Source organism: Halorussus vallis (genome assembly GCF_024138165.1).
GTDB lineage: Archaea > Halobacteriota > Halobacteria > Halobacteriales > Haladaptataceae > Halorussus > Halorussus vallis.
This window is the reverse complement of record NZ_CP100000.1, coordinates 3792636-3816277: the sequence shown is the minus strand read 5'-3', so window position 1 is coordinate 3816277 and position 23642 is coordinate 3792636. Positions and strand designations below refer to the sequence as shown.

Sequence of the window (23642 nt, the reverse complement as noted above, 5' to 3'; positions counted from 1 at the left end):
CCGGCGCGGCCGAAACCCCGTCGCGGGCTTACGATTCCGCCGCCCGGACGGCCGACTCGACGAGTTCGGTCGCCTCCGCGACCAGCGAATCGACCTCCTCGCTCTCCGCGTACACCCGGACGTACGGTTCGGTGCCACTGGGCCGGACCAGCACCCACGACCCGTCCGGGAGCGTCGCGCGGACGCCGTACTCGGTTTCGACCGACGCGTCGGGGAAGCGTTCGGGAATCGTCGCGGCGAGTCGCTCCATCGCGAACGCCTTCGCGTCGTCCGGGCAGGAGACGCTCTCCTTCCGGTAGGGGCGCTCGGTCACGGGTTCGCGAAGGGGCGCGACGCCGCCGGCGTCGGCGACGAGGCGGGCGATCACCGCGGCGCTGACCACCCCGTCTATCCACCCGCCGAAGGCAGTGTGGACGTGCTTCCAGGGTTCGGCCGCGAAGACGACCTCGGTGTCGTCGGTGCCTGCCGCCCGCGCGGCCGCGATGCCCTCGTGGAGCGCGCCGAGTCGCACGCGCTCGACGCGACCCCCGGCGGCCTCGACTCGCTCGTCGATGCGCGCCGACGCGTTGGGCGTCGTCACCACCACGGGGTCGGCCGCCTCGCTCTGGCGGGCGTAGTGGCCGGCCAACACGGCGACTACCGTGTCCTCGTGGACCACGCCGCCGTCGCTGTCGACGATTACGATGCGGTCGGCGTCGCCGTCGTGGGCGATGCCGAGTTCGAAGTCGCCCTCGCGAACGAACTCCCGGAGGTCCGTCAGCGTCTCGGGGGTCGGCTTGCTCTCCCGGCCGGGGAAGTGACCGTCGACGTTCGCGTTCAGCGTGACCACGTGTGCGCCCAGCGCGCGCAGGACCTGGGGCGTCGCGAGCGCGGCCATCCCGTTGCCGCAGTCGACCGCGACGCGCAGGCCGTCCAGCGGCGCGCCCTGCTCCCGGGCGTAGGCGACGACCGCGTCCCGGTAGGCGTCCAGGACCTCCGCCCGCTCGCCGTCGCCCCACGCGTCCCACGCCGCCGGCGGGGCGTCGGCCGCGACGCGCTCTTCGACGGCGCGCTCGGCGTCCCGGTCGTACTCGACGCCGTCGGCGAACAGTTTGACGCCGTTGTCGGTCGGCGGGTTGTGACTCGCGGTCAGCATCGCGCCGCGGCGGCCCCGTGAGGCGAACGCCAGCGCCGGCGTGGGCACCTGCCCGACCCGGCGGACGTCGGCGCCCGCGCTCTCCAGTCCAGCCTCCATCGCCGCCGCCAGCGCCCGGCCCGTCTCCCGGCCGTCGCGGCCGACGACGAACTCGCCGCCCGCCCGACCCGCCGCCCGCCCGACCGCCAGCGCGAGTTCGGGCGTCACCTTCTCGACTACGCTCCCGCGGATGCCCGCGGTTCCGAAGAGGCTCATGTGCCGAGATTCCGGTCCCGGACACTTAGCTTCCCGCGATTTCGGCCGGCCGCGCCGGGTCGCCGCCGGTCGTAAACGCGTCGTCGACGCGTCGCCCGTTCACGGACGACGAATCGCCGACGGTCGGCGGCGAGTCGCCCGAGTGTAGTCGTCGGCGACATAGCGCGGAACCGCCGAGAAGCACCGGGAGAGCGCCCGGCCGTTCGCTCGAAGCCGGAACGGCCGACGTTTATTCGGAGCGAATAGATTTATAAACCAAAGGGATGAACGTTGGCGTACAGATGGCTACCGAGGGCTCCCGAGCCGACGAGGAGATGGCGGCGTTCGTCGGCCGCCTCAGTCGGCTCAAGGCCGAGGGTTGCAGCCTCCTGGTCGTCGGCGAGGGTCCCGAACGGCTGTTCGCGCGGGCCAGCGCCCAGATGCTCGGCGACGCCGGCACCGGGCGCTACCGGGCGCTCGCGGTGACCGACGCTGCGGCCGAGAGCGTCCGGCGACGACTCCCGCGCGAGGCCGACTCGCCGGCGGAGACGGCGACCGTCCTCGTCTACGGCGATGGCGTCCGTTCCGCCGCCTCGCGGGACGCCGGTCCCGACGTCCGACGCGGACCGGCGGGCGAACTGGCCGCGACCGTCCCGGAACGGCGCGTCGAATCGACCGACCTTGGGGCGCTCCGGGCCGAACTCGAGGACGTCGTCGAAACGTTCGACCGTCGGGCCGACGGACTCCTCCCTGCGCAACTGCGGGTCGGCGTCGACTCGCTTTCGCCGCTGGTCGAGCGCCACGGCGAGGCGGAGTTGCGCCGGTTCGTCGGCCGGGTCGGCGAGCGCGTCCGCGACTGCGCCGGCATGGCCCACTTCGTCCTCCCCGAACCCTACGAGAGCGACCTGGTCGGCCGCCTCGCCGGGGAGTTCGACTCGGTGGTCGAACTCCGGACGACCGACGGCGGCGGCGAGGAGCGGTGGCACGTGCCCGACGAGGGGCTCACGATGCCCTGGATTCCGCTGTAGGCGCGCCCGAGAACGACGCGACGAGCGCCCGCCGGGAGCGGCGGGCGTTCGTGTCACCGTCCCTGAACGCTCCGTCGAACCCGTAGGAACTAAGCCGTCGAACCCAGTCATCACGGATATGAAGCTTCCAAGCCTCACCACGCCGGAAGGACTGCTCGAGTACATCCTGGGCCTCATCCTCCTCCTGGCGGCCATCCTCACGGTCGTCCTGCTGGTGTTCGGCACGTACTGAAATCGAGTTGACTGTTTTCGGCGTCTGGCCGACCTCGGCCGAGGTCGGCCAGACGCTCGCAGGCCGGAAGTCGGATAGCTACCGGTGAACCGGGGCCGAACTGACGCCCGGCGACGCGACCGTTTCGGCGGTCGTGTCGCCGGCCGGTCGAGAATCGAGGAGATAGAGGGCGCGCGGAGTTGCGGGCGGCACTTGGCGCGCCGCGACCGAGAAGCGCGGAGCGGTGGCGTGGCGACTACAGTTCGACGCCGCTGGGGATGAGACTGTGCTGGCGGAGCAGGTTCCCCTCCTCGTTGTAGACCAGGAACGTGCTCTTGTCGTACTCGACGAGGTCGTCGCCGTCGAGGGAGATCTCGACGTGATAGCGCCCGTCGCTGTCGCCGGTCTGCTTGCCGTACTCGCGGGCGGCCCGGATGAACTTCAGCACGTCGTCGGCGTCCTCGTTGAGTTCGAGCACGAAGTCGCCCGTGATGCGGTTGGTGACGCTGACGACGCCGGTCGCGTCGGCGTCGTCGATGGACCCCTGCAAGCGGAAGGCGACGTCGGTCTCCTCGGCGTCGAGCAGGTCGTCGCTCGTTCCCGTGAGGCGCTCTCGGAGTGTCGAAGCGGGGCCCTGAAAGTCGATACTAACCGCAGGTTTGCTCGGGTCCCCGCCGCTCTCGACCCAATCGACGTTCCGGACATCGAGCGTGAAGTAGTCGCGCCTCATTCCGTGTTCGACAGTACGGTCCGGCGCGTCATGAACGTAACGCCACCGGCACTCGTCGGACGCCATTTCTGACCCGTCGCTTGGAGTGCGTAACGGTCGGGTCGAAGTGTGAAGTGGTCGGGGCGACGTGCGCGGTGCGCCAGGGTCGAAGCGCACGGCGGTCGGCAGGGTCCAAGCACACGGCGGTCGGGCCGGACCGGACGCCCGGCGCGTGGATGCCGACCGTTGATTTAAGTACCCCCGATTCGACGTGTCGCGTAACCCGACAGAGGAGATTCGTTCGATGTCCCAGTGGACCACCGACGACGTGCGGATTCGCATCCGGGAGTTCCAGCGGACGCTCCGCCGGACAGCGGAGGTCCTCGCGGGGTCGTCGGTCGACGTCGGCAACTACGACCCCGGCGCTCACGGGCCGCTGGTGTCGTTTTCCGGCGCCGACGGCTACGAGGAGGTCGAGCGCTACTGGGTGAACGCGCCCTTCGCGTTCGTCACCGTCGAGTACGACGACGCCGAGAACGAACACCGCTACCGGGTCGTCGAACCCGAACTCGACGACCTCGAAGTCGACCTGCTCTCGCGGCTGTTCGAGGACATCCGCGACTCGCTCATCCACCGGCGCGAAACCGGCGAGGAGGCCGCGACCGCAGAGAGCGTGCTGAAGGCCGAACTCCGCGAACTGCTCTCGGTCTACGGCGTCGATGTCGAACCGGCGACCTTCTACCGCCTGTTCTACTATCTCCACCGGTCGTTCCGCGGGTTCGGCAAACTCGACCCGCTGATGCGCGACCCCCACATCGAGGACGTCTCGTGCGACGGCTACGACCTCCCCATCTTCGTCTACCACGACGAGTACACCGACGTCGAAACCGACGTGGTCTACGGCGAGGCCGAACTCGACAACCTCGTGGTCCGACTCGCCCAGGAGTCCGGCCAGCACGTCAGCATCGGCGACCCGGTGGTCGAGGCGACCCTGCCCGACGGTTCGCGCGCGGAACTGGTCCTCGGCGAGGAGGTCACGCCGCGCGGGTCGGCGTTCACCATCCGGAAGTACGCCGACGAGCCGTTCACCCCCGTCGACCTCGTGGAGTACGGCACCTTCAGCCTCGACCAGATGGCCTACCTCTGGCTGGCCATCGAGAACAACAAGTCGCTCATCTTCGCCGGCGGCACCGCCTCGGGCAAGACCACCTCGATGAACGCCATCTCGATGTTCATCCCGCCGCGCTCGAAAGTGCTGACCATCGAGGACACCCGCGAGTTGGCGCTCTACCACGATAACTGGCTCTCGTCGGTCACCCGCGAGCGACGGGACGAGGGCGCCGACATCACGATGTACGACCTGTTGCGGTCGGCGCTCCGGCACCGCCCCGAGTACATCGTGGTCGGCGAGGTCCGGGGCGAGGAGGCGATGACGCTGTTCCAAGCGATGAACACGGGCCACACGACCTACTCGACGATGCACGCAGACTCGGTCCAGACGGTCATCAACCGCCTGGAGAACAAGCCCATCGAGGTACCGCGGGCGATGATACAGAGCCTCGACATCCTCTCGGTCCAGACGCTGACTCACGTCGGCGACGAGCGGGTCCGGCGCAACCGCGTGATAGCCGAGATCGAGGGCATCGACCAGCGGACCGGCGACCTCGACTACTCGACGGCGTTCTCGTGGGACGCGGGCCAGGACGAGTTCCGCCGGAGCGACAGTCGCGTCCTCGACGAGATCCAGCACCTGCGCGGGTGGTCGCGGTCGGAACTGCTGGGCGAACTTCGCGACCGCAAGCGCGTCCTCCGGTACCTCCGCGAACGGAACGTGACCGACTACCGGCGGTTCACCGCGATGGTCAACGAGTACTACGCCCACCCCGACCGGGTGCTGGAGGCCATCGACGGCGACCGGGACGTGGTCGCGGGACTCGACTGATGTTGGGCTACCTGCCGCTAGCCGCGGTCGCGCTCGCGTGCACGGCGGTCGCCGCCGTGCCGCTCGACCGCCGGGCGAACCGCGTCGCGACCCGGACCGCGCTCGCGCTGTTCGGCGCGCACGTCGCCGACCGCGGTCGGCGACGTGTGCGCCGCAAGCGCCTGCTGGAGTCGGTTCACGCCCCCGAAACCTACCGGATGTACGCCGCCAAGACGCTCCTGTACGCGGGGTTCGGCGCGGTCGTCGGGAGCGTTCTGGGAGCCTACCTCGTGGCGGGCGCGCTGGCGGTGCTGTCGACCTCGCCCGCGGCGGTCCGGGCGACCCTGCCCTCGCAGTTCGGCTTCGTCGCGGGGATGTTCGGCGACCCGAACCTCTCGCTCGGCGAACTGTTCGGGGCGTTGCTGGCGAGCAGCGCGACGCTCGGGGTCGCCGCCGGCGGCGGCATCTACTGGTTCCGGTGGGAGAGCCTCTCCTACCAGGCCAACACCCGCGCCCGCCAGATAGACGAGAGCCTCGCGCGGACCGTCGCGTTCTTCTACGCGCTGTCGCGGTCGGGCATGGCGTTTCCCGACGCCATGCGAACGCTCGCGGCGAACCGGGGCGTCTACGGCGAGGCCGCCGAGGAGGTCGCGGTCGCGGTCAAGGCGATGGACCTGGGCGGCCTCGACATGCTGTCGGCCATCGAGCGACTCGCCGACCGCACCCCGAGCGAGAAGTTCGAGGAGTTCGCCGACAACCTCGCCAGCGTCCTCCGGAGCGGCCAGAGCCTCGCTTCGTTCCTCGACGAGCAGTACGAGCGCTACCAGGCCGACGCCGAGAGCCAACAGGAGTCGTTCCTCGAACTACTTGCGACGCTCGCGGAGGGGTACGTCTCCGTGTTCGTGGTCGCGCCCCTGCTGTTCATCACCATCCTGGTCATCACGAGTCTGATGGGACTTGGCGAGACGCTGCCGCTGTTGCGGGCGCTGACGTACTTCGCCATTCCGCTCGCGAACCTCGGATTCATCGTCTACCTCGACAGCATCACCGAATCGCTCCGGGCCACCCGCGAGGACCGCGACGCCGACCTCGCGGCCGCGAAACTCCTGTCGAGCGTCCGGCGGACCCGCGACCCGGACAGCGACCGAGTCGGCGTCGAGCGCCCCGCCGAGTTCGGCGCGTCCGGGGTCGCTGCGGCGACCCCGGACGCGCCGCGAAGCGACGGCGGCGTTCCGGGCGAAGCGAACGGCACTCCCGCCCGCCGGAACTTCGAGCGCCTCGCCGCGTTCGAGCGGATTCGGTGGCTCCGCGAGTGGCTCTCGAACCCGGTCCGACTGCTCCGGGACCGCCCGACGCGACTGCTCTACGCCACCGTCCCGCTCGGTTCGCTGTCGGTGCTGGTCCGGGCGTGGCCCCACCTGTCGGCCGGGACGCTCACGCTTCGGACGTTCGACGACTTCGTGATCCAAGCCGCGCTGTTCGTCGTCGGCACGTTCGCCGCGATCCAGTACGTCCACCGGCGCCGGACGCACGCCATCGAGGACGCGGTGCCGAACTTCCTCGACCGCCTGGCCAGCGTCAACGAGGCGGGGATGTCGGTGGTCGAGAGCCTCGGGCGCGTGGTCCGGAGCGACCTCGGCGCGCTGGACGCCGAGGCCGAGAAACTCTGGGCCGACGTCCGGTGGGGCGTCGACGCCGAAACCGCGCTCTATCGGTTCGAGGACCGCGTCGACACGCCGACCGTGACCCGGGTCGTGACGCTGGTCGCCAACGCGATGGCCGCCAGCGGCGACATCGCGCGGGTCCTGCGCATCGCCGCCGCCGAAGCGCGGGACGCCCGGCGACTCGCCCGGAAGCGCCGACAGGAGATGCTGACCTACCTCGTCGTCATCTACCTCTCGTTCGCCGTCTTCCTCGTCATCGTCGCGGCGCTCAACAGCATCCTCATCCCGAACCTGCCGACGGGGACGGCCGCGCCCGACGGCGGGCCGGGGTCCACGATGGGCGGCGGGCCGCTGGCCTCCATCGCGAGCGTGAACGTCAAGGCCTACACGCTGGTGTTCTTCCACACCGCGCTGGTCCAGGCGCTGTTCTCGGGCCTGCTCGCGGGCCAGATGGGCGAGGGGAACGTCGCCGACGGTGCGAAGCACGCGACCGTCCTGCTGACGGTGGCCTACGGCGCGTTCCTCGTGCTCCCCTGACGGCGGTTCCGGTCCCCGCGGGCGCTAACGGAGCCGTTTTGTCGCCGGGCGGCCGACGAAGGGACATGGACTCGGCCGACGAACGCGAGGAGCACCCCCGCGAAGAGGTGCGGGCCACCTACGACCGAATCGCGAGCCACTTCTCCGAAACTCGTGAGTACGCCTGGCCGGAGGTCGAGTCGTTCGTCGCCGGCGCCGAATCCCCCGTCGACGTCGCGCTCGACCTCGGCTGTGGCAACGGCCGGCACACCGAACTGCTGGCCGACCGCGCCGACCGCGCGGTCGGCGCCGACGTGAGCCGCGGCCTCCTCGACGAAGCCCGGAAACGCGCCACCGAGCGCGGGTTCGACGCCGACCTCGTGCAGGCCGACGCCGCCGCACTTCCGCTTCGGGACGCGGTCGTGGAACTCGCGGTGTACGTCGCGACCCTCCACCACCTGCCGACCCGCGAGGCCCGGGTCGCGAGCCTGGACGAACTCGCCCGCGTCCTCGCGCCCGACGGCCGGGCGCTGGTGAGCGCCTGGAGCACCGCCCACGACAGGTTCGACCGCGAAGACGGGTTCGACACGACGGTCGAGTGGACCCTGCCCGGCGGCGAGACGGTGCCGCGGTTCTACCACATCTACGCGCCCGAGGAGTTCAGGGACGACGTGGCGGCCAGCGGCCTCGAACTGATCGACTTCGAGATCTCCAGCGGGAACTGTTACGCCGAAGTGCGCCGGTCCAAACAGTAAGGTCCTTAACGCCGGGTGGTGAATTTAGAGTGAGCGCCGGTGTCCTCGTGAACGCAGTGAACGAGGGCTCGGGGCGCGAGCGAACGAAGTGAGCGAAGCGCGCCGGTGGTCTAGTGGCAGGACCTGAGCCTTCCAAGCTCATGGCCCGGGTTCAAATCCCGGCCGGCGCACTTTCTGAGCGGAGTGAAGAACGTCGCCGAGAGGGATTTGTGGCCCTATAGGAGACAGACACCGGAACTGGTTCTTTCGTAATTCAGCAGGCGGAGATTATGCGTCGTAGGTGCCGTGTCGCCGTCTTCGCCACGCGAACCACAACACCCCCAAGACGAGGCCAGTGAAGTGAGCTGATACCGCCAGACCGTCGGGACGCGGGTCAACATGGAAGAACCGCTTCACCGTCATCCATGAGTCCAAAGCCAGGTACAACACGATGAGAAGTACTCCCACATCGTTCACCACCTCTGTCTTGAGCTTAAAGGATTCTACCCGCTGGGCAAGACCGATGAGGAGAACGGGAATTGCGTATCCCGTCAGAGCCATCGTCAGCCTCGAGGCTCCACGTGATAGTCCGCCGTACTCGAACGTAACGGGCAACTAGAGGGCGAGGTAGGAACTCACAGCAGCAAACACGCCGAACGTTGACCATCCTACTCGATTCTCTATCCATGCACCGAGGAGTACGAACACGGAGAGATTTTGCCACAGGTGCCCGAATCCAGCATGCATCCACGGAGCGAGAGCAGTGTAGGACATTGGCGTGATTGGAGGGTCTGCGACGTAGACGATAGCCATCCCGGTGGCCAGTACAAGCGTAACTGGTGTTCGAAAGAGGTAATCGGAGAGCGTGTTCTGCCCCATTAGCCTCTGACTTCTCAGAAGGACTAATTAAACAGGGCTGTCACTCACCCAACGCTGCCTCGCCAACCTCCCTTACGGTCACTATGGTACTGCCACCGGTCAAGATGTGTCGTCGTGAGAGGACGGAGGGCATTTCGCGGTCGTTGGTTATCCGATTCGCATATTCTTTCTGTTCGGGACGGGATGCCGGAACCGGAGACGATACGTTTGCGCTACGGGACACACCCGGCGCTACGCGTATAAGGCGAGCGTGCGTACACCCGCCGAAATGATGGCGACGACGCACGCGCTGGTCGGTGTCCTGCTGGCGAGCGTGACCACGGCGGTCGCACCCGAACTCACGCCCGTCGCGCTCGCGTCGGCGGTCGGCGGGAGCGTCTTCCCGGACTTCGACCTCTACGCGGGCCACCGGAAGACCCTCCACTACCCCGTCTACTACTCCGCGCTCGCGGTTCCCGCCGCTCTCGCGGCGGTCGCCGTTCCGGTCGCCGCGACGGCCGCCGTCGCGTTCTTCCTCGCGGGGGCCGCCTTCCACTCGCTGTCGGACGCGCTGGGCGGCGGCCTCGAACTCCGGCCGTGGGAGGCGACCTCCGAGCGCGCGGTGTACGACCACTACAGGGGCCGGTGGGTCCCCCCGCGGCGGTGGGTACGCTATGACGGCGCGCCCGAGGACCTCCTGCTCGCGGCCGCGCTCGCGGCCCCGTCGTTCGCGCTCTACGACGACGCCGTTCGGTCGCTGGTGGTCGCCGTCCTCGCGGCGTCGGCGGGGTACGCGCTCCTGCGCAAACCGCTGGCCTCGCTATGGGAACGCCTGGTCCTGGCGCTCCCCGGCGAGGTGCGGTCGTCCCTGCCCGATCGATTCCACCAGTCGAACCCCGGCACGAGCATCGACGCCGACGAAACCGGCGTTCCGGTCGCTGCCGACGACTGACGACGCCGGTTCCGTGCCGTTTCTCCGGCCACGATTCTCTCCGGGCACGGTTCGCCGAGGTAATTCTGCGACGATGAGTCGGCCGCCCCGGTGTTCGCATTTGAATTGCAGGCGAAGATGAACAGCTAAGGCGGACAAGTGTGATGGAACGCTAACAAGATGGCTCCCCGCTCGCCGTCCCCTCCACCGAACCCCGGCGTCGCGTCGGCATCGGCCGACGCGACGCCGGACCACGATTCGCCGCCGAGCGCCGACGCGTCGACGGACGACGGTCGACCGCCAGAAACTACCCGGCGAGCACTCCTCGCGGCCGCCGGAGCCGTCGACGTCGCCGCGCTCGCCGGGTGCGTCGACTTCCGGCGGTCGACGTTCGGGAACGAGCAGGTCCTCCCCGAGTCCGAGGAGTCGGCCGTCGGGTCGGGGAACCGCCCGGGGTCGTGGCCGATGCTCCAGCGCGACCCCGGCTACGCCGGGGCCGCGCCGAGCGCCCGCGGGCCGACGGGGAACGCCGCGGTCGCGTGGACGTTCGAAACCGACGAGGACCCCTATCGCGGATTCCTCCCGCTCGCGGTCGCCGACGGGACGCTCTTCGCGCAGTCCCGACACACACTTTGGGCAGTCGACGTCGCCGACGGAGCCGAGCGGTGGCGGTTCGCGCCGCCGTCGCTCGGCGGCTCCGGCGGGCAGTTCCTGCGGAGCGCGCCCGCGGTCGGCGACGGGACCGTGTTCGTCGTCGGCGACGTGAGCCTCTACGCCGTAGACGCCGGGACGGGCCGCGCGAAGTGGAAGTACCGGACGACCAGTAGCTTCGACGACGTCCTGCTGGCGGGCAACACCGCCTTCTTCGTCTGCCGGTCGGGCGCCGACCAGTCGCTCGTCGCGCTCGACGCCGAAACCGGCCTCACCCGCTGGAGACGCCCCGCCGACGGGTCGGCGTATCCGCTCGCCTACGGCGACGGGAGCGTCTTCGGGGCGACGTGGCGCGGACCGGACGACGCCGCCGACGGTGAGACGGGACTCTGGGAGGTGTACGCGGTCGACGCCCGGACCGGCGAGAAACGGTGGTCGCGGCGCGTCACCGCGCGGGCCGAGACGTGGTTTCCGACGATGGCGGTCGCCGGGGGACGAATCTACGTCGGCACCGGACCGCTCTACGCGCTGGACGCGAAAGACGGGACGGTCCGGTGGTCGGCGCTCGACGACGCCGACCTGACGTCGGCGTCGCCGGTGACGGACGGCGAGACGGTCTACGTCGACGCCGACGAACCGACCAGAATCGTCGCGCTCGACGCGGCCGACGGACGTCGGCGGTGGGGCGAGCGCGTTTCGGCGGGCTACGCGCTCGGCCACCCCTCGCTGGTCGGCGACGTGCTGTACGTCCCCCTCGCGTCCCACGACGCCGGTCCCGGCGGCGTCGTCGGTTTCGACACGACGACCGGCGCCGAGCGGTTCCGGTTCGTCCCGCCGTGGTCGAGGGCCCACGGCACGTCGCCGCCGGTGGTGGTCGACGGGACGCTCTACCTCGGCGTCGGCCGGACGGTCTATGCGCTGGAGGGCGACCGATGACGGACGCCCGCGGGCGGTCGACCGAGTCGACCGCCCGCACGCTGGCCCGCGCCGTCGGGTACTGGTTCGCGCTGAATCTCTCGGTCGGCGTCGGCGTCGGAGCGGTCCTGCGGACGGCGCTGGTCGACCTGCCGTCGTACAGCACCCCTCACTGGGTCGGGGCGGTCGCCGCGCTGGTCGTCGCCTGGTGGCTCGCCCTCTACCGGCCGGACCTGGATTCGACGCGACTGTTCGTCGCCAGCCTGCTCGCGTTCGGCTGCTTCGTCGCGCTGGGCTACCTCACCGGCATCCACGACCCGGCCCTCCGCGGGTCGCCGGTCGTCACCGCGCAGGTCGCACTGAACTGGGTCGTCTCGGCGGCCGCGGGTGCGGCGTTCTTCGTCCGGCGGCGTCGCGGGTTCCAAACCGGCGACGCGGCCCGCTGAGTCGGCCGACCGACCCGCCACCACCCTTTTGCTCGCGGATGCCGTGTTTCCGACGGCCTATGCCCGACAATCCGGAGAAACAGACAAGCGACGAGGTGGACCAGAAGCAACTCGACCTCGCCCAGAAGGCGGGCGACGCCTACCAGGAGGCCCTCGACTACATGGCGAACGAGGTCGCCCACACCGGCGGCAAGCAGGAGGCCGGGGACCTTGTGGTCGGCTTCGCTCAGGAGGAGGCCGAGGGGATGTACGTGCTGACGAAGGAGGAGAGCTTCGAGTGGGTCGAACCCGGCGACGCTAACTGCCATGTGGAGGTGGCCGTCTGCGACGCCGCCGACGGCCGGTTCGTCCCGGGTGCGACCGTCATCGCCACGCTGACCGGCGAGGACGGCGAGCAGGTCGGACCGATGGAGATGCCGATGCTCTGGCACCCGGGGCTCTTCCACTACGGGCGGAACGTCGAGGTGCCGGGCGACGGCACCTACACCCTCGACGTCCGGGTCGAACCGCCGACGTTCAAGCGCCACGACCAGACGAACGGTGACCGCTACGGCGAGGCCGTCGAAGTGACCTTCGAGGACGTCGACGTCGAAACCGGCCAGGGCTGATCGGGACGAACTTTACTCCTATACCCCCGCGGCGGCCTCGGCGTGAATGTATCTGCACTGGGCGACTTTCCCCGTCGCGCCCCAACGAAAGTACAGAGACAATGAGCCACCAGAACGCCGTTTCCGTCGCCGACGAAGCCACACCGAGCGAACGGGTCGTCGCGGCCGTCGCCGCCGCGACCAACCGCGACCAAACCGACGTGGGGCCGCTGTACCACGCCATCGACCCCGACGCCCTCGACCGCCTGTTCGAGACGACGCGGCAGGCGACGCGCGGGGTCGGGCGCGTCGAGTTCAGCATCGCAGGGTGCGACGTCGTCGTCCACGGCGACGGGGCGGTCGAGGTGGAACGAACGGACGTCGACAGCGGTTTCGACCGGGGTGAGGGCCGCGGCGGACCGACGCTCGGGTCGGTGGAAGACGGTGGAAACTGACGTGGCGACGCTCGACGCGTCGAGCGTCGCCGAAAACCGGACGGCGGGAAGCCGGGTGCGAGGGACCGAGGCCGATGTCTGACGTTCCCGAAGCGGCCGAGCGCCGGCGCGAACGGCGACGCTCGACCGACGGCGGCGGTTCGCGCGACCCGGACGCCGAGAAGGCGACGACCGAGTGCGCCCGTTGCGGCGCGCCGGTCGTGACGACCGAGTGGCACCCGATAGCGACCCGGAACACCGCCGACGGCGCCGACATCGTGGCCTTCTGCGACCAGTCGTGTCGGCGACGGTGGAAGCGCGCGAGAGCGCGGGCGACCGAGTTCGGCGAATCCGACGAGCGAAGCTAGCGGCGGCTCAGAACTTCGACTGGTCGACCCGGTATATCGTGACGCCCTCGTTCTGGAACGCGACCTCTATGCCGGGATACCGACCGAACTGGAGGTTCTGCTCGGAGTACCGGTCGCGGGCCTCCGGGCCGACGTAGATGTACTTGACGTCGTACTCCTTCAGCAGTTCCGCCCGGTCGTTGCGCGGGCCGGAGGAGTTCCACGGTCCGGTGTAGATGAGTTCGACGTCGGCGGCCCGGTGTTCGGCGGTTTCGTGACCCCGGTAGATGCCCTCGTGGTAGACCCAACCGATGGCCGTCGGCAGTCCGGTCAGCGAGGCGGCCGGACTGGTCCAGGAGTACACCTGGTGGCCGGGCGGCGAGACGATGTGGGGCTGGCCCTCCTTTCGGTCGAGCCACCGGATCGCCTCGGCCTCGTGGGGGTGGAACTTCTCGGTGAACGCCGTCCCGTTCAGCGTCGGGTCGTCGGCGCGGTGGATGGGGTCGTCGGAGGTGAAGTGTTCGGCCAGCGCCAGCGCGCCGAACCCGCCCGAGGAGACCACCAGCACGACCGCGAGACCGGCCATGGCGTCCTCGCGCGACAGTCCGACCGAGGGGAGTCGCCAACTCGTCGGGCCGGCGTCGGCCATCAGCGCGGCCACCACCGCGCCCGCCGCGACGCCCCAGAGCACCCACACCTGCATGTACACCTTGAAGACGGTGTTCATCCGGCCGGGCGCGGCGCTGTCGACGACGTAGACGAACTCCACGAGCGTCACGAGACCGGCCCCGGCGACCACTAGCACCGTCTCGTACCCGCAGTCGGCGTCGGTCCGCAGGAGGAGCCAACCGACCACCAGCAGGGGGACGACCAGCGCGACGACGGCGTAGCCGACGAACCACGCGACCACCGCCAGCGCGGCGGCCAGTGCGGCGAACCGCGCGGGGTCGACCGCGAGCGTCTCGCGGGTGCGCGCCCAGAGGTACAGCGCGAAGGGAACGAGGAACGCGCCGTGGATCAGAAACAGCGCCATCGCGCTCGCGGGCGTCGGAAACGTGCCGATGCTCCGGTTGCCGGCCGACCGGAGCAGGATGCCGAAGACGAACGGCGATACCAGCGCGAGCGCGACGACGGCGACGACGCCGGTGGCCGCGAACGCCCCGGCGATTCGGCGAGCTTCGAGGCGGAGCGCGGCGGCGGGAGAGCGCTCGCCGGGGCCGCCGTCCGTCGCGGTCGTCGCCCGGCGGTCGGTCGTCACGCCGGGGAACAGCGAGAACGGGTCGGCCGGCGCGAACAGCAGCGCAAGCCAGACAACGCCGAGGCCGGTCGGGAAACTCCAGACGTTGACGAACCCGAGGAGCGCGACGACCACGGGGAGCGCGCCGAACGCGAGCGCGCGTCGACGCGCGCTCGCGGCCGGGTCGGTCCGGAAGTAGGCGAACCCGAGCGCGGCGACCAGTAGCAGGAACGGCGTGCTGAGCATGTGGGCGTGGAGGTCGCCGTTCAGGAACGCGAACATCGGGAACTCGTTGATGGTTTCGGGGATGACGCGGCTGGGCGCCCAGTAGTGGAACTCCGAGAGGCCGGTCCGGACGAGTTCACCCGCGTGCTCCTCGCGGAGCGTCGCCGCCACCCAGTTCGCGACCCCAGACGCGACGGAGTCGGGCAGTAGCCAGACGGCGGCGGTGACCGGGACGACGAGGTTGCCGCCGAAGCCGACGAAGAAGCCCCCGAGCGCGCCCGCGGCGCGTCGCGACGCGCCGCGGGCGTCGGCCAGCGCCCCCGCCAGGCCGTAGGCCGCGGTGACCAGCGTCGCGTAGAAGCCCGCGAGCGCGAGGTTGTAGGCGTACTGGGCCTCGGTGCCGGTCAACTGGGTGAGAATCGCGGCCATCAGGTGGCCGCCGTAGTAGTACAGCACGTGCGCGCCCGCCCACCACATGTCCTCGGGCGGGAGCGCGTCGGCCCGCAACAGCGACTTCAAGATGCCGAAATCGAGGAACTTCTCGCCGCCCGCGGCGTGAATCGACGGGTCGACCGCCCGGACGGCGACGAGGAGGGCGAACGCGATGGCGAAGACGACGGCCGACTCCGCGTACGCGCGCGTGGGAAGATAATCCGAATCGATTGCGTCGGCGTCCTCGTCGCGGAGGCTCCGGTCGGTCCAGACGAGGAACAGCGACGCCGCGGCGAGGACGGCCACCGACGCGAACGCGGTGGCCCGCGAGAACGCGAGGTGGCCGACCCAGTAGTCGACGGCGGTGACGACGACCAGCGCGACGGGGAGGGCGAACGACGCACCCCGGTCGGGGAACCGGGGAAACAGGCGGGTCGCCAGCGGGAGTCCGGCGAGCGCGAGCGCCTGAAACGCGACGAACCACAGCAGGACGAGCGCGTACTCCATCGATTGGAAGGCGGGCGGCGAAACGATAAACATCTTGGGGTTGGTGTCACCGGCTACCGGTCGCCGAGGCGTCCGTAGGGGGTCCTTACCGCCGGGACGGGGCGTCGGTCCCCCGACGTGGCTCCGTCGCGGTATATTGTATCACACGGTGGCCGAATCATAACCCTTATCTGCCGGACGGCGCTACGAAATAGTAGCGGGATGGGATAGCCAGGAGATTCCGGCGGGCTCATAACCCGCAGACCGGTAGTTCAAATCTACCTCCCGCTACTTCTTTCGGAGTTCAATTCGCGAACGAGGAGCGACCTTCGTTCGGTCGAATCCAATGGGTTGAGTTCACGCCGACCGCCACGTACCACGAAGTCTCGTATGCTCGAGAGTTCGAACCCCCGATAGAGGCGTCCACGCGTCATCGCAGTTCGCGCCGACCCGACCGCGGCCCCGATGCTTATTGACGAACGCGCCCAACACGCCGACGATGACCTCAGCACTGTTCGTCGTGAGCGAGGAAGGCTACTGGGGAGAGGAGTGCGTCACGCCGCTGGAACTGCTCTCGGACGCCGACGTCGACGTCGACGTTGCGACGCCATCCGGGAACAAACCGGTCGTCGACGACCGGTCCATCGACCCCGAGAACGTCGGCGAGGAAACCGCCGAGCGCGTCGAGGAGGTCCACGCGACCGACCAACGACTCCAGAACCCGAAACCGGTCGCCAACGCCGACGCCGACATGTACGACGTCGTGGTGTTCCCCGGCGGCCACGGCACCGAGTGGGACGTCAACCAGGACCGACACGCCCGGAAACTCCTGCGCGACGTGGTCGAGCGCGAGGACGGCGGCAAGGCGCTGGTCGTCTGCCACGCCGTCGGCCTGCTCGCGTTCACCCGCGATAGCGACGGCGGATTTCTGGTCGAGGGCCGGGACGTCACCGGATTCCCGAACGAGTGGGAGGAGGACATCGTCGACGACAACGACCTGATGCCCGACGGCCGAAAGCTTCCCTACTGGGTCGAGGACGAGGTGAAAGCCGCGGGCGGCAACTGGGACGCCGAACTCGACAACGACGAGAGCGTCACGGTCGACGGCGACCTCATCACCGCCCGGGGTCCCGAATCCTCCGAGGCGGGCGCGACCGCGCTGCTGGAGGCGCTGGGCGCGAGCGTCCCCACGTAGCCGGTTCGAGTCGACTCGACGAACCGACTCCTTTTTGATACGTCGTTCGTTCGGGTGACCTTGCGTTATCTTCCGCCGTATATTGACCTTTTTGCACGACCGGGCGGGGATAACTCCGTAGCAGTCATTACAGCAATCGATACATATATATGAGGCTAGCAAGAGGTAAGGGATATGCCATCTGGCAACAATAGAGTTGATACCACGACCCAAGATCGTCCCGGGATGAAGCGCCGACGGTGGCTGCAGGCCGTCGGCCTCGGCGGTATCGCCGGGCTGGCCGGCTGTCAAGGGACGGATACCCCGCAGGATAGCACCACGACCGAGTCGACGACCACGGGCGACGTCGGATTCGGCACTGAAACGGGGACGGACACCCAGACGACGAGCGAGATGAAGGAGCTCCCGAAGGTCGGCGGGACCTACACGGACGCCATCAGTTCGGACATCACGACGCTCAACCCGCTCTACAACACCGAGAGCACCGCGGGGACCCTCATCATGCAGGCGCTCGACAGCGCCTACTACTTCGAGCCGGGTCAGAAGCTGTTCCCCTACTGGATGGACCTCACGACCGACGACGGTCGGGTCTGGACCGCCAAACTGAAGGAGAACCTCCAATGGAGCGAACCCTACGGCCAGATGACGGCGGAAGACTGGGTCTACATGATCAAGGAGATCCACCAGACCGAGTGGTCCGGGACCGCCGCCAGCACCGACTGGTACCGCAACGACGAGCCCATTCCGGTCGAGAAGACGGGCAAGTACACCTTCGACATCAAGCTCCCGGAGGTCGACCCCATGTTCCACAAGAAGCCGACGATGTGGGGCGCACAGTGCGTGCCCAAGAAACTCGTCAAGCCCTACGTGGACAAGCAGGACGTCGACGGGTTGAAGAAGGACAAGAAACTGCTGAACCTCTCGTTCAACGGGAACCTCGGTCCGTACAACCTCGACACCTGGGAGCGCAGCAAGAAGGTGGTCTTCACCCGCAACGATAGCTACTACATGCGGGAGGACACCGACATGCCGAAACTGTACCAGAAGGCTCCGTACTTCGACAAGCGTGTCACGCAGGTCATCCAGGAGTCCAGTTCCAGGCTGGGTGCGCTCAAGACCGGCCAGATCGACGTCGCGCAGGTGCCGCCGAACAAGGCCTCGCAGTTCAAGAGCCGCGACGACACCTACCTGAACGTCACCCCCCAGCCGTACATCGTCAAGATCGCGTACAACATGCGGGCGAACGGCTGGAAGCCGTTCCGGAAGCAGAAGGTGCGCCAGGCGCTGGGCTGTGCGGTCGACAAGAAGAAGCTCGTCAGGGGCGTCTACCGCGGCTACGCGAACCCCGCCTACACGTACCAGCCGCGCTGGTCGCAGTGGTACGACAGCGAGCAGGTCGTCCAGTACGGCACCGGCGACCTCTACGGGTCCGAGGTGACCCGCAAGCGGATGAAGGAGGCGCTCAAGGGCACCGATTACGGCTACAACGGCAAGAAGCTCGTCGACGGCAACGGTGAGCAGGTCGAACTCACGCTGTACCACAGCGCGGGTCAGTCGGACGAGAAGGCGACCGCCGAGTTCGTGGCCCAGGAGTTCCAGCAGAACGCGGGCATCAAGGTCACTGTCAACGGGATGCCGGGCGCGCAGTTCGACAAGAAGTACGTCCAGCAGTCGGCGCCGGACAAACCCAAGTGGAACATCAGCTCCTACAACGCCGGTCCGCGCGACCAGGCGACGAGCCAGAAACCGTGGGACATGTCGCTCGTCTACGGTCTCAACACGTACCCGATGACGCCGAGTTCCGCCGAGACGTTCTTCCTGAAGAAGGGCGGGTTCAACTACTACGGCTACTACCCGAGCTACGACTTCAAGTCGCTGTTCTCGAAGGCGTCCAAGACGGTCGACAAGGCGAAGCGCAAGCAGATCTACGGGGAGATCTTCGGCAAACTGTCGAAGGACCAGCCGATGGGCATGCTGGTGATGAACTCCGACATCTACGGCTACCGCAACGGCATCGTCGGGCCGGTCGAGGAGTTCTTCAGCGGATACGACGAGATGATCTGGTACAAGGAAGACGGACAGTAACTCCGAAGTCGAATCGACCTCGAACCAACATTTCGGTACTTTAAATCAGAGAACGCAAATCATGGGTATGAGATGGTACGTAGCCCGACGGGTACTGTGGTCGCTCATCGCCACGTACCTCATCCTCTCGGTCACGTGGGGGCTACTCGCGGTGACACCAGACAAGGACATCCGGCAGGCGAAGATCGAGGCGGCACAGCGAGGACAGGACGCCGAAGCCGCGGCCGAGCGAATCCGAAAGCTGAAGGGGATGGACCGGCCGCTGTGGGTTCGGTACACCGATTACATGACCGACATCGTCACGCTGAACTGGGGGTGGTCCGAATCCCGCGCCCAACCGGTGACGCAGGCGATCTGGGAGTCGTTACGTTACACGGTCCAGTACTCCGTCCCCTGGACGCTGTTGACGCTGATACTCGGCCCGGCCGTCGGGCTCTACTCCGCGGCGAACCAGTACACGACGAAGGACCACCTAGCGACGCTGTTCGCGTTCTTCGGATACGCGATTCCGAACTTCTGGTTCGGCATCATACTGCTGGTCATCTTCGGCGTCCACCTCGGCTGGGTACCGGTGGTGTACGACAGTTCCGTCCCGGTGTTTAGCTGGGCGAACGTCAAACAGCTCATCCTGCCCGTGTTCGTCCTCACAACCGGGTCGATCGGGAGCATCATGCGCGTCTCGCGTAACGAGTCGGCGGAGTACCTCAACGCCGACTTCGTGAAGACCGCGCGGGCGAAGGGCGCCGACGAACGGCGCCTGCTGACCAGACACATCCTTCGGCCGGCGTCGGTTCCGATGTCGACGACCTTCGTCGGGACGATGATCTATCTGTTCATCGGCGCGTCGTACCTCGTCGAGGTCGTGTTCGGCATTCCCGGACTCGGCATGTTGACCCTGAAGGCGATCCAGGCCCAGGACACCGCGCTCGTCCTCGGCACCTCGTTCATCGGGATCTTCGTCGCGGTCATCGGCAACCTGCTACAGGACATCACGTACACGATACTCGACCCGCGGATCAGCTTCGGTGATCGATAATGGCTACGGAACGACCTCGTTCGGAACGATTCGAAGACGTCGACTGGGAAGAGGTGTCCCGGCAGGGTGGTCTGCCGGTCACGCCGCGAACCGCGGGACTGCTGGCGACGCTCGGTGCCATGACAGTCCTGTTCCTGTACGACGTGTTCATGGTCGATCCGTACACGCCGACCTTCGCGGCCGTCGGGTGGGAGTACGACGTCTCGCAACTCGACTGGCTGTTCGCGCTCACGCTGGTCATGTTGTTCTTCTACGCCGTGATTCCGATGTACCAGAATCCGCGGATGACCCGGTACTACTGGCGGAACTTCAAGAAGAACCGGGCGGCGGTCATCAGCCTGGTGTATCTGCTGGTCATCTTCGTCGTCGGCCTCCTCGGCCCGCTGTTCCTCAAACAGCCGGAGATCGCGCTCTTCCAGAAGTACCAGCCGCCGATCGGGCTCACGGTGGACTCGTCCGTCCCCATCCAGTGCGTCGGCGAGGTGAGCAACGGGCAGTGTCACGGAACGTGGAAGTATCCGTTCGGAACGACCGGTCAGGGCAAGGACATCCTGACCATCATCGTCTACGGGATGCAGGTGAGCATGAAGATCGGGCTCATCACGTCGCTGCTGGTGATGACCATCGGCAGCATCGTCGGCACCGTCGCGGCGTACGCCGGCGGACTGGTCGACGAGTTGTTGATGCGGTACGTCGACATCCAGATGGTGTTCCCGAGCTTCCTGCTCTACCTGCTAATGGTCTACATGTTCGGCGGGAGCCTGTTCACCTTCATCCTCATCTTCGGCGGACTCACCTGGGGCAACAACGCCCGGTACGTGCGTTCGAACGCGCTCCAGAAGACCGAAGAGGAGTACATCAAGGCGGCGAAGACCAGCGGTGCCAACACCTGGTACGTCATCCGCCGTCACCTGATACCGAACACCGCCAGCAGCATCATCACCGACCTCACGCTGCTCATCCCCGTCTTCATCCTCGCCGAGGCCCAACTGGCGTTCCTCGGACTCGGCGACTCGTCGGTGCCGTCGTGGGGTCAGATCATTGCGGCCGGCCGAGGCGACCTGTCGACGGCGTGGTGGATCACGACGATACCGGGATTCTTCCTGTTCTTCACCATCCTGGCGTTCAACTTCCTCGGCGACGCGCTGCTGGACGCGCTCAACCCGCAAGCCGACTCGAAATCTGACACGTAACCATGACGGAAACCCAACCACTGCTGTCCGTTCGGAATCTCAAGACGACGTTCGAGACCGACGAAGGAGACGTTCAGGCGGTCGACGGCGTCGACTTCGACGTGAACCAGGGCGAAACCGTCTGCATCGTCGGCGAGTCGGGGTCGGGCAAGACCGTCGCCAGCGAGTCGATCACCCGGATCATCGACATGCCGCCGGGGAAGATAGACGGCGAGGTCCGATTCAGGGGCCGCGACATCGGCGAGATGAGCGACCGGGAACTGCGGGAACTGCGCGGCGGCGACATCGCGCACGTGTTCCAGAACCCCCAGGACGCGCTCAACCACTGTTACACGGTGGGGTGGCAGATCGTCGAGGCCATCCGCCTCCACGACGACGTCTCGAAGCCGGCGGCCCGCGAGCAAGCCATCGAACTGCTCGACCGGGTCGGCATCCCGGAGGCGACCGCCCGCTTCGACGACTACCCCCACCAGTTCTCGGGCGGGATGAAACAGCGGGTCATGATCGCGATGGCGCTGGCGACCCAACCGGACCTGCTCATCGCCGACGAACCGACGACCGCGCTCGACGTCACCATCCAGGCCCAGATACTCCGACTGCTCGCCGAACTCCAGGAGGAGTTCGGGATGAGCATCCTGCTTATCACCCACGACCTGGGGGTCGTCGCCGAGGTGGCCGACCGTGTCGTCGTCATGTACTCGGGGAAGGTCATGGAGCAGGGCGACGTCTTCGACCTCTTCGAGAACCCGACCCACCCCTATACACAGGCGCTGTTGAAGTGCCTCCCCGGCCGGGGCGACCGGACCGAGGGGATTCCGGGGTCGCTTCCCGACCCGACGAATCCGCCGGACGGGTGTCGGTTCGCCGCGCGGTGTCCCTACGCGGTGGACGAGTGTCACACCGGCGACCAGCCGCCGCTGGCGGCGACCGACAGTGAGGACCACCGCGCCTCCTGCATCTACTACACGTCGGGGTACGACGAATCGGTAGTCACGGAAACCGGGCCGGCCGACACGCCGACCGGGAACAGAGGAGGTGCCGACGATGACTGACGGCGAACCGCTGCTGTCGGTCCGCAACCTCAAGAAGCACTACCCCATCACCGAGGGGATGCTCTCGAAGGAGGTCGGCCGCGTGCGGGCGGTCGACGGCGTGAGCTTCGACATCGCTCGCGGCGAGACGCTCGGCCTGGTCGGCGAGTCGGGCTGTGGTAAGTCAACGGCCGCCTCGTCGATCATCAGACTGGAGGAGCCGACCGCCGGCGAGGTCATCTTCAACAGCAACCAGTACGACGACGTCGCCCACACCGGCGACGGTCCGCATCCGAACGACGTCACCCGGTTCGACGACAAACGGCTCAAGGAGTTCCGCCGGCAGGCCCAGATGATCTATCAGGACCCCTCCTCAAGCTTCGACCCCCGGATGACAATCGGCGAGTCGGTCGCCGAACCGCTCCGGGTCCACGGGCTGACCGACAAGGCGCGGCGGCGGGCCATCGTCGAGGACCTCCTCGAACGCGTCGGCCTCTCGGCCGACGACGTCCACCGCTACCCCCACGAGTTCTCAGGCGGGCAGAAACAGCGCGTCGGACTCGCGCGGGCGCTCGTGTTGAACCCCGAACTCATCGTCGCCGACGAACCGGTGTCGGCGCTCGACGTCTCCGTGCAGGCGGAGGTGCTCTCGCTGATGGACGAGATTCAGGAGGAGTTCTCGCTCTCGATGCTGCTCATCAGCCACGACATGGGCGTGGTCCGGGAGGTCTGCGACCGCGTCGCGGTGATGTACCTCGGCGAGATCGTCGAGATCGGACCGACCGAAGAGCTGTTCGAGAACCCCCAGCACCCCTACACGCAGGCGCTGCTCTCGTCGATACCGAGGCCCGACCCCCGAAAGCGCGGGATGGGCATCGAACTCACCGGAGACGTGCCGTCGCCGTCGGACCCGCCGTCGGGCTGTCGGTTCCACACTAGGTGCCCGAAGGTCATCCAACCGGAGGGCTACGACTTCGAGCAGACCCACTGGCGAGCGGTGATGAACTTCCGCGAGCGAGTCGCCAAGCACGAGATCGACGTCGGCGCGGTCCGGGAGTTCGCCGCCGCCGAGGACGGCGGGAACGTCGAGGAGGCCGACGTCCCGCTCGACCGGATAGACGAAGTCCTCCGCGAGGAGTTCGACATCCCCGAGCAACTCTCGGACCCCTCGGCGGAGTCGGTGCTCGCGGAGGCCATCGAGTACGTCTCCGAGGGCGATTTCGATCGAGCCGACGACCTGCTCTCGACCGAGTTCGAGACGGTGTGCGAGAGCCGGACGCCCGAGTTCATCGAAACCAGGCCGGGCCAGCGGGCGAGCTGTCTGCTACACACCTACGAGGAGGCCGACGACTCCAAGCGGTCCGCGTCGCTGGACGACTGACCTCGGACGGCCCGACACCC

21 protein-coding genes and 2 tRNA genes are annotated in these 23642 nt (G+C 67.8%); 18 read left to right on the top strand and 5 right to left on the bottom strand.

Translation table 11 applies throughout. The features are described 5' to 3' along the window. Positions 1–28: 28 nt before the first annotated feature. Complete coding sequence (locus tag NGM07_RS19340) at positions 29–1390, bottom strand: phosphohexomutase domain-containing protein (protein ID WP_253514660.1); 1362 nt, start codon at positions 1388–1390, stop codon at positions 29–31. A 281-nt stretch (positions 1391–1671) separates the two neighbouring features. Between NGM07_RS19340 and NGM07_RS19335 the strand changes: the two genes are divergently transcribed. After that, the gene (locus NGM07_RS19335) at positions 1672–2397 is read left to right on the top strand and encodes a DUF7504 family protein (RefSeq protein WP_253514658.1); all 726 of its coding nucleotides are present in this window, start codon (positions 1672–1674) and stop codon (positions 2395–2397) included. A gap of 467 nt (positions 2398–2864) precedes the next feature. Here NGM07_RS19335 and NGM07_RS19330 read toward each other — a convergent pair whose 3' ends face one another. Next, positions 2865–3338: a DUF5793 family protein gene (locus tag NGM07_RS19330; protein ID WP_253514656.1), complete on the bottom strand. Its 474-nt coding sequence runs from the start codon at positions 3336–3338 to the stop codon at positions 2865–2867. A gap of 283 nt (positions 3339–3621) precedes the next feature. On the opposite strand from NGM07_RS19330, the gene NGM07_RS19325 reads away from it, so the two are divergent. The 4 genes from NGM07_RS19325 to NGM07_RS19310 all read left to right on the top strand — a co-directional run bounded on the left by NGM07_RS19325 (position 3622) and on the right by NGM07_RS19310 (position 8343). Further along, complete coding sequence (locus NGM07_RS19325; RefSeq protein ID WP_253514654.1) at positions 3622–5259, top strand: type II/IV secretion system ATPase subunit; 1638 nt, start codon at positions 3622–3624, stop codon at positions 5257–5259. Further along, on the top strand, positions 5259–7439 hold the full coding sequence (locus NGM07_RS19320; protein ID WP_253514652.1) for a type II secretion system F family protein: 2181 nt from the start codon (positions 5259–5261) through the stop codon (positions 7437–7439). Before NGM07_RS19325 ends, NGM07_RS19320 begins: the two co-directional genes overlap by 1 nt. Positions 7440–7504: 65 nt before the next feature. Then, on the top strand, positions 7505–8173 hold the full coding sequence (locus NGM07_RS19315; protein WP_253514651.1) for a class I SAM-dependent methyltransferase: 669 nt from the start codon (positions 7505–7507) through the stop codon (positions 8171–8173). Between the two features lie 99 nt (positions 8174–8272). Beyond that, a tRNA-Gly gene (locus NGM07_RS19310) sits at positions 8273–8343 on the top strand. Between the two features lie 97 nt (positions 8344–8440). Here NGM07_RS19310 and NGM07_RS19305 read toward each other — a convergent pair. Then, positions 8441–8713 carry a hypothetical protein gene (locus tag NGM07_RS19305; RefSeq protein ID WP_253514649.1) on the bottom strand — a complete coding sequence of 91 codons (273 nt, stop codon included), beginning with the start codon at positions 8711–8713 and terminating at the stop codon, positions 8441–8443. Positions 8714–8767: 54 nt separating this feature from the next. Next, positions 8768–9031 (bottom strand): rhomboid family intramembrane serine protease, encoded by a 264-nt coding sequence (locus tag NGM07_RS19300; protein ID WP_253514647.1) that lies wholly within the window; start codon positions 9029–9031, stop codon positions 8768–8770. Between the two features lie 268 nt (positions 9032–9299). On the opposite strand from NGM07_RS19300, the gene NGM07_RS19295 reads away from it, so the two are divergent. From NGM07_RS19295 to NGM07_RS19270, 6 genes are all read left to right on the top strand, one after another. After that, positions 9300–9962, top strand: coding sequence for a metal-dependent hydrolase (locus NGM07_RS19295; protein WP_253514645.1), 663 nt, complete (start codon positions 9300–9302; stop codon positions 9960–9962). Positions 9963–10121: 159 nt separating this feature from the next. Beyond that, the gene (locus NGM07_RS19290; protein ID WP_253514643.1) at positions 10122–11528 is read left to right on the top strand and encodes a PQQ-binding-like beta-propeller repeat protein; all 1407 of its coding nucleotides are present in this window, start codon (positions 10122–10124) and stop codon (positions 11526–11528) included. Continuing rightward, on the top strand, positions 11525–11953 hold the full coding sequence (locus tag NGM07_RS19285) for a hypothetical protein (protein WP_253514642.1): 429 nt from the start codon (positions 11525–11527) through the stop codon (positions 11951–11953). The genes NGM07_RS19290 and NGM07_RS19285 overlap by 4 nt, the downstream gene beginning before the upstream one ends. 59 nt (positions 11954–12012) lie before the next feature. Further along, positions 12013–12561: an iron transporter gene (locus NGM07_RS19280; protein WP_253514640.1), complete on the top strand. Its 549-nt coding sequence runs from the start codon at positions 12013–12015 to the stop codon at positions 12559–12561. 101 nt (positions 12562–12662) lie between these two features. Then, positions 12663–12995 (top strand): DdfA family disk-determining factor, encoded by a 333-nt coding sequence (gene ddfA, locus NGM07_RS19275; protein ID WP_253514638.1) that lies wholly within the window; start codon positions 12663–12665, stop codon positions 12993–12995. Positions 12996–13069: 74 nt separating this feature from the next. Next, on the top strand, positions 13070–13342 hold the full coding sequence (locus tag NGM07_RS19270) for a DUF7576 family protein (protein WP_253514636.1): 273 nt from the start codon (positions 13070–13072) through the stop codon (positions 13340–13342). A gap of 7 nt (positions 13343–13349) precedes the next feature. Here the strand turns inward: NGM07_RS19270 and NGM07_RS19265 are convergent, their stop codons facing one another. Continuing rightward, complete coding sequence (locus NGM07_RS19265) at positions 13350–15722, bottom strand: DUF2298 domain-containing protein (protein WP_253514635.1); 2373 nt, start codon at positions 15720–15722, stop codon at positions 13350–13352. 195 nt (positions 15723–15917) lie between these two features. Between NGM07_RS19265 and NGM07_RS19260 the strand changes: the two genes are divergently transcribed. The 7 genes from NGM07_RS19260 to NGM07_RS19230 all read left to right on the top strand — a co-directional run bounded on the left by NGM07_RS19260 (position 15918) and on the right by NGM07_RS19230 (position 23622). After that, a tRNA-Met gene (locus NGM07_RS19260) sits at positions 15918–15992 on the top strand. Between the two features lie 208 nt (positions 15993–16200). Continuing rightward, positions 16201–16896: a type 1 glutamine amidotransferase domain-containing protein gene (locus NGM07_RS19255; RefSeq protein WP_253514633.1), complete on the top strand. Its 696-nt coding sequence runs from the start codon at positions 16201–16203 to the stop codon at positions 16894–16896. A gap of 174 nt (positions 16897–17070) precedes the next feature. After that, positions 17071–18981, top strand: coding sequence for an ABC transporter substrate-binding protein (locus tag NGM07_RS19250; RefSeq protein ID WP_253514632.1), 1911 nt, complete (start codon positions 17071–17073; stop codon positions 18979–18981). 61 nt (positions 18982–19042) lie between these two features. Then, entirely contained in the window at positions 19043–20017 is a 975-nt protein-coding gene (locus tag NGM07_RS19245; RefSeq protein ID WP_368410223.1) for an ABC transporter permease, read from the top strand. Next, positions 20017–21210 carry an ABC transporter permease gene (locus NGM07_RS19240; protein WP_253514628.1) on the top strand — a complete coding sequence of 398 codons (1194 nt, stop codon included), beginning with the start codon at positions 20017–20019 and terminating at the stop codon, positions 21208–21210. Before NGM07_RS19245 ends, NGM07_RS19240 begins: the two co-directional genes overlap by 1 nt. Positions 21211–21212: 2 nt before the next feature. Next, complete coding sequence (locus NGM07_RS19235) at positions 21213–22262, top strand: ABC transporter ATP-binding protein (protein WP_253514626.1); 1050 nt, start codon at positions 21213–21215, stop codon at positions 22260–22262. Further along, on the top strand, positions 22255–23622 hold the full coding sequence (locus tag NGM07_RS19230) for an ABC transporter ATP-binding protein (protein ID WP_253514625.1): 1368 nt from the start codon (positions 22255–22257) through the stop codon (positions 23620–23622). The genes NGM07_RS19235 and NGM07_RS19230 overlap by 8 nt, the downstream gene beginning before the upstream one ends. The last annotated feature ends 20 nt before the right edge of the window (positions 23623–23642 follow it).

Excerpts from the sequence above, each read along its gene's own strand:
- NGM07_RS19285 (WP_253514642.1), top strand. The coding sequence starts at position 11,525 with ATGACGGACGCCCGCGGGCGGTCGACCGAGTCGACCGCCCGCACGCTG.
- NGM07_RS19315 (WP_253514651.1), top strand. The coding sequence starts at position 7,505 with ATGGACTCGGCCGACGAACGCGAGGAGCACCCCCGCGAAGAGGTGCGG.
- NGM07_RS19265 (WP_253514635.1), bottom strand. The coding sequence starts at position 15,722 with ATGGAGTACGCGCTCGTCCTGCTGTGGTTCGTCGCGTTTCAGGCGCTC.
- NGM07_RS19320 (WP_253514652.1), top strand. The coding sequence starts at position 5,259 with ATGTTGGGCTACCTGCCGCTAGCCGCGGTCGCGCTCGCGTGCACGGCG.
- NGM07_RS19250 (WP_253514632.1), top strand. The coding sequence starts at position 17,071 with ATGCCATCTGGCAACAATAGAGTTGATACCACGACCCAAGATCGTCCC.
- NGM07_RS19280 (WP_253514640.1), top strand. The coding sequence starts at position 12,013 with ATGCCCGACAATCCGGAGAAACAGACAAGCGACGAGGTGGACCAGAAG.
- NGM07_RS19290 (WP_253514643.1), top strand. The coding sequence starts at position 10,122 with ATGGCTCCCCGCTCGCCGTCCCCTCCACCGAACCCCGGCGTCGCGTCG.
- NGM07_RS19340 (WP_253514660.1), bottom strand. The coding sequence starts at position 1,390 with ATGAGCCTCTTCGGAACCGCGGGCATCCGCGGGAGCGTAGTCGAGAAG.
- NGM07_RS19240 (WP_253514628.1), top strand. The coding sequence starts at position 20,017 with ATGGCTACGGAACGACCTCGTTCGGAACGATTCGAAGACGTCGACTGG.
- NGM07_RS19325 (WP_253514654.1), top strand. The coding sequence starts at position 3,622 with ATGTCCCAGTGGACCACCGACGACGTGCGGATTCGCATCCGGGAGTTC.
- NGM07_RS19300 (WP_253514647.1), bottom strand. The coding sequence starts at position 9,031 with ATGGGGCAGAACACGCTCTCCGATTACCTCTTTCGAACACCAGTTACG.
- NGM07_RS19295 (WP_253514645.1), top strand. The coding sequence starts at position 9,300 with ATGATGGCGACGACGCACGCGCTGGTCGGTGTCCTGCTGGCGAGCGTG.
- NGM07_RS19230 (WP_253514625.1), top strand. The coding sequence starts at position 22,255 with ATGACTGACGGCGAACCGCTGCTGTCGGTCCGCAACCTCAAGAAGCAC.
- NGM07_RS19255 (WP_253514633.1), top strand. The coding sequence starts at position 16,201 with ATGACCTCAGCACTGTTCGTCGTGAGCGAGGAAGGCTACTGGGGAGAG.
- NGM07_RS19305 (WP_253514649.1), bottom strand. The coding sequence starts at position 8,713 with ATGGCTCTGACGGGATACGCAATTCCCGTTCTCCTCATCGGTCTTGCC.
- NGM07_RS19335 (WP_253514658.1), top strand. The coding sequence starts at position 1,672 with ATGGCTACCGAGGGCTCCCGAGCCGACGAGGAGATGGCGGCGTTCGTC.
- NGM07_RS19235 (WP_253514626.1), top strand. The coding sequence starts at position 21,213 with ATGACGGAAACCCAACCACTGCTGTCCGTTCGGAATCTCAAGACGACG.
- NGM07_RS19245 (WP_368410223.1), top strand. The coding sequence starts at position 19,043 with ATGGGTATGAGATGGTACGTAGCCCGACGGGTACTGTGGTCGCTCATC.
- ddfA (WP_253514638.1), top strand. The coding sequence starts at position 12,663 with ATGAGCCACCAGAACGCCGTTTCCGTCGCCGACGAAGCCACACCGAGC.
- NGM07_RS19330 (WP_253514656.1), bottom strand. The coding sequence starts at position 3,338 with ATGAGGCGCGACTACTTCACGCTCGATGTCCGGAACGTCGATTGGGTC.
- NGM07_RS19270 (WP_253514636.1), top strand. The coding sequence starts at position 13,070 with ATGTCTGACGTTCCCGAAGCGGCCGAGCGCCGGCGCGAACGGCGACGC.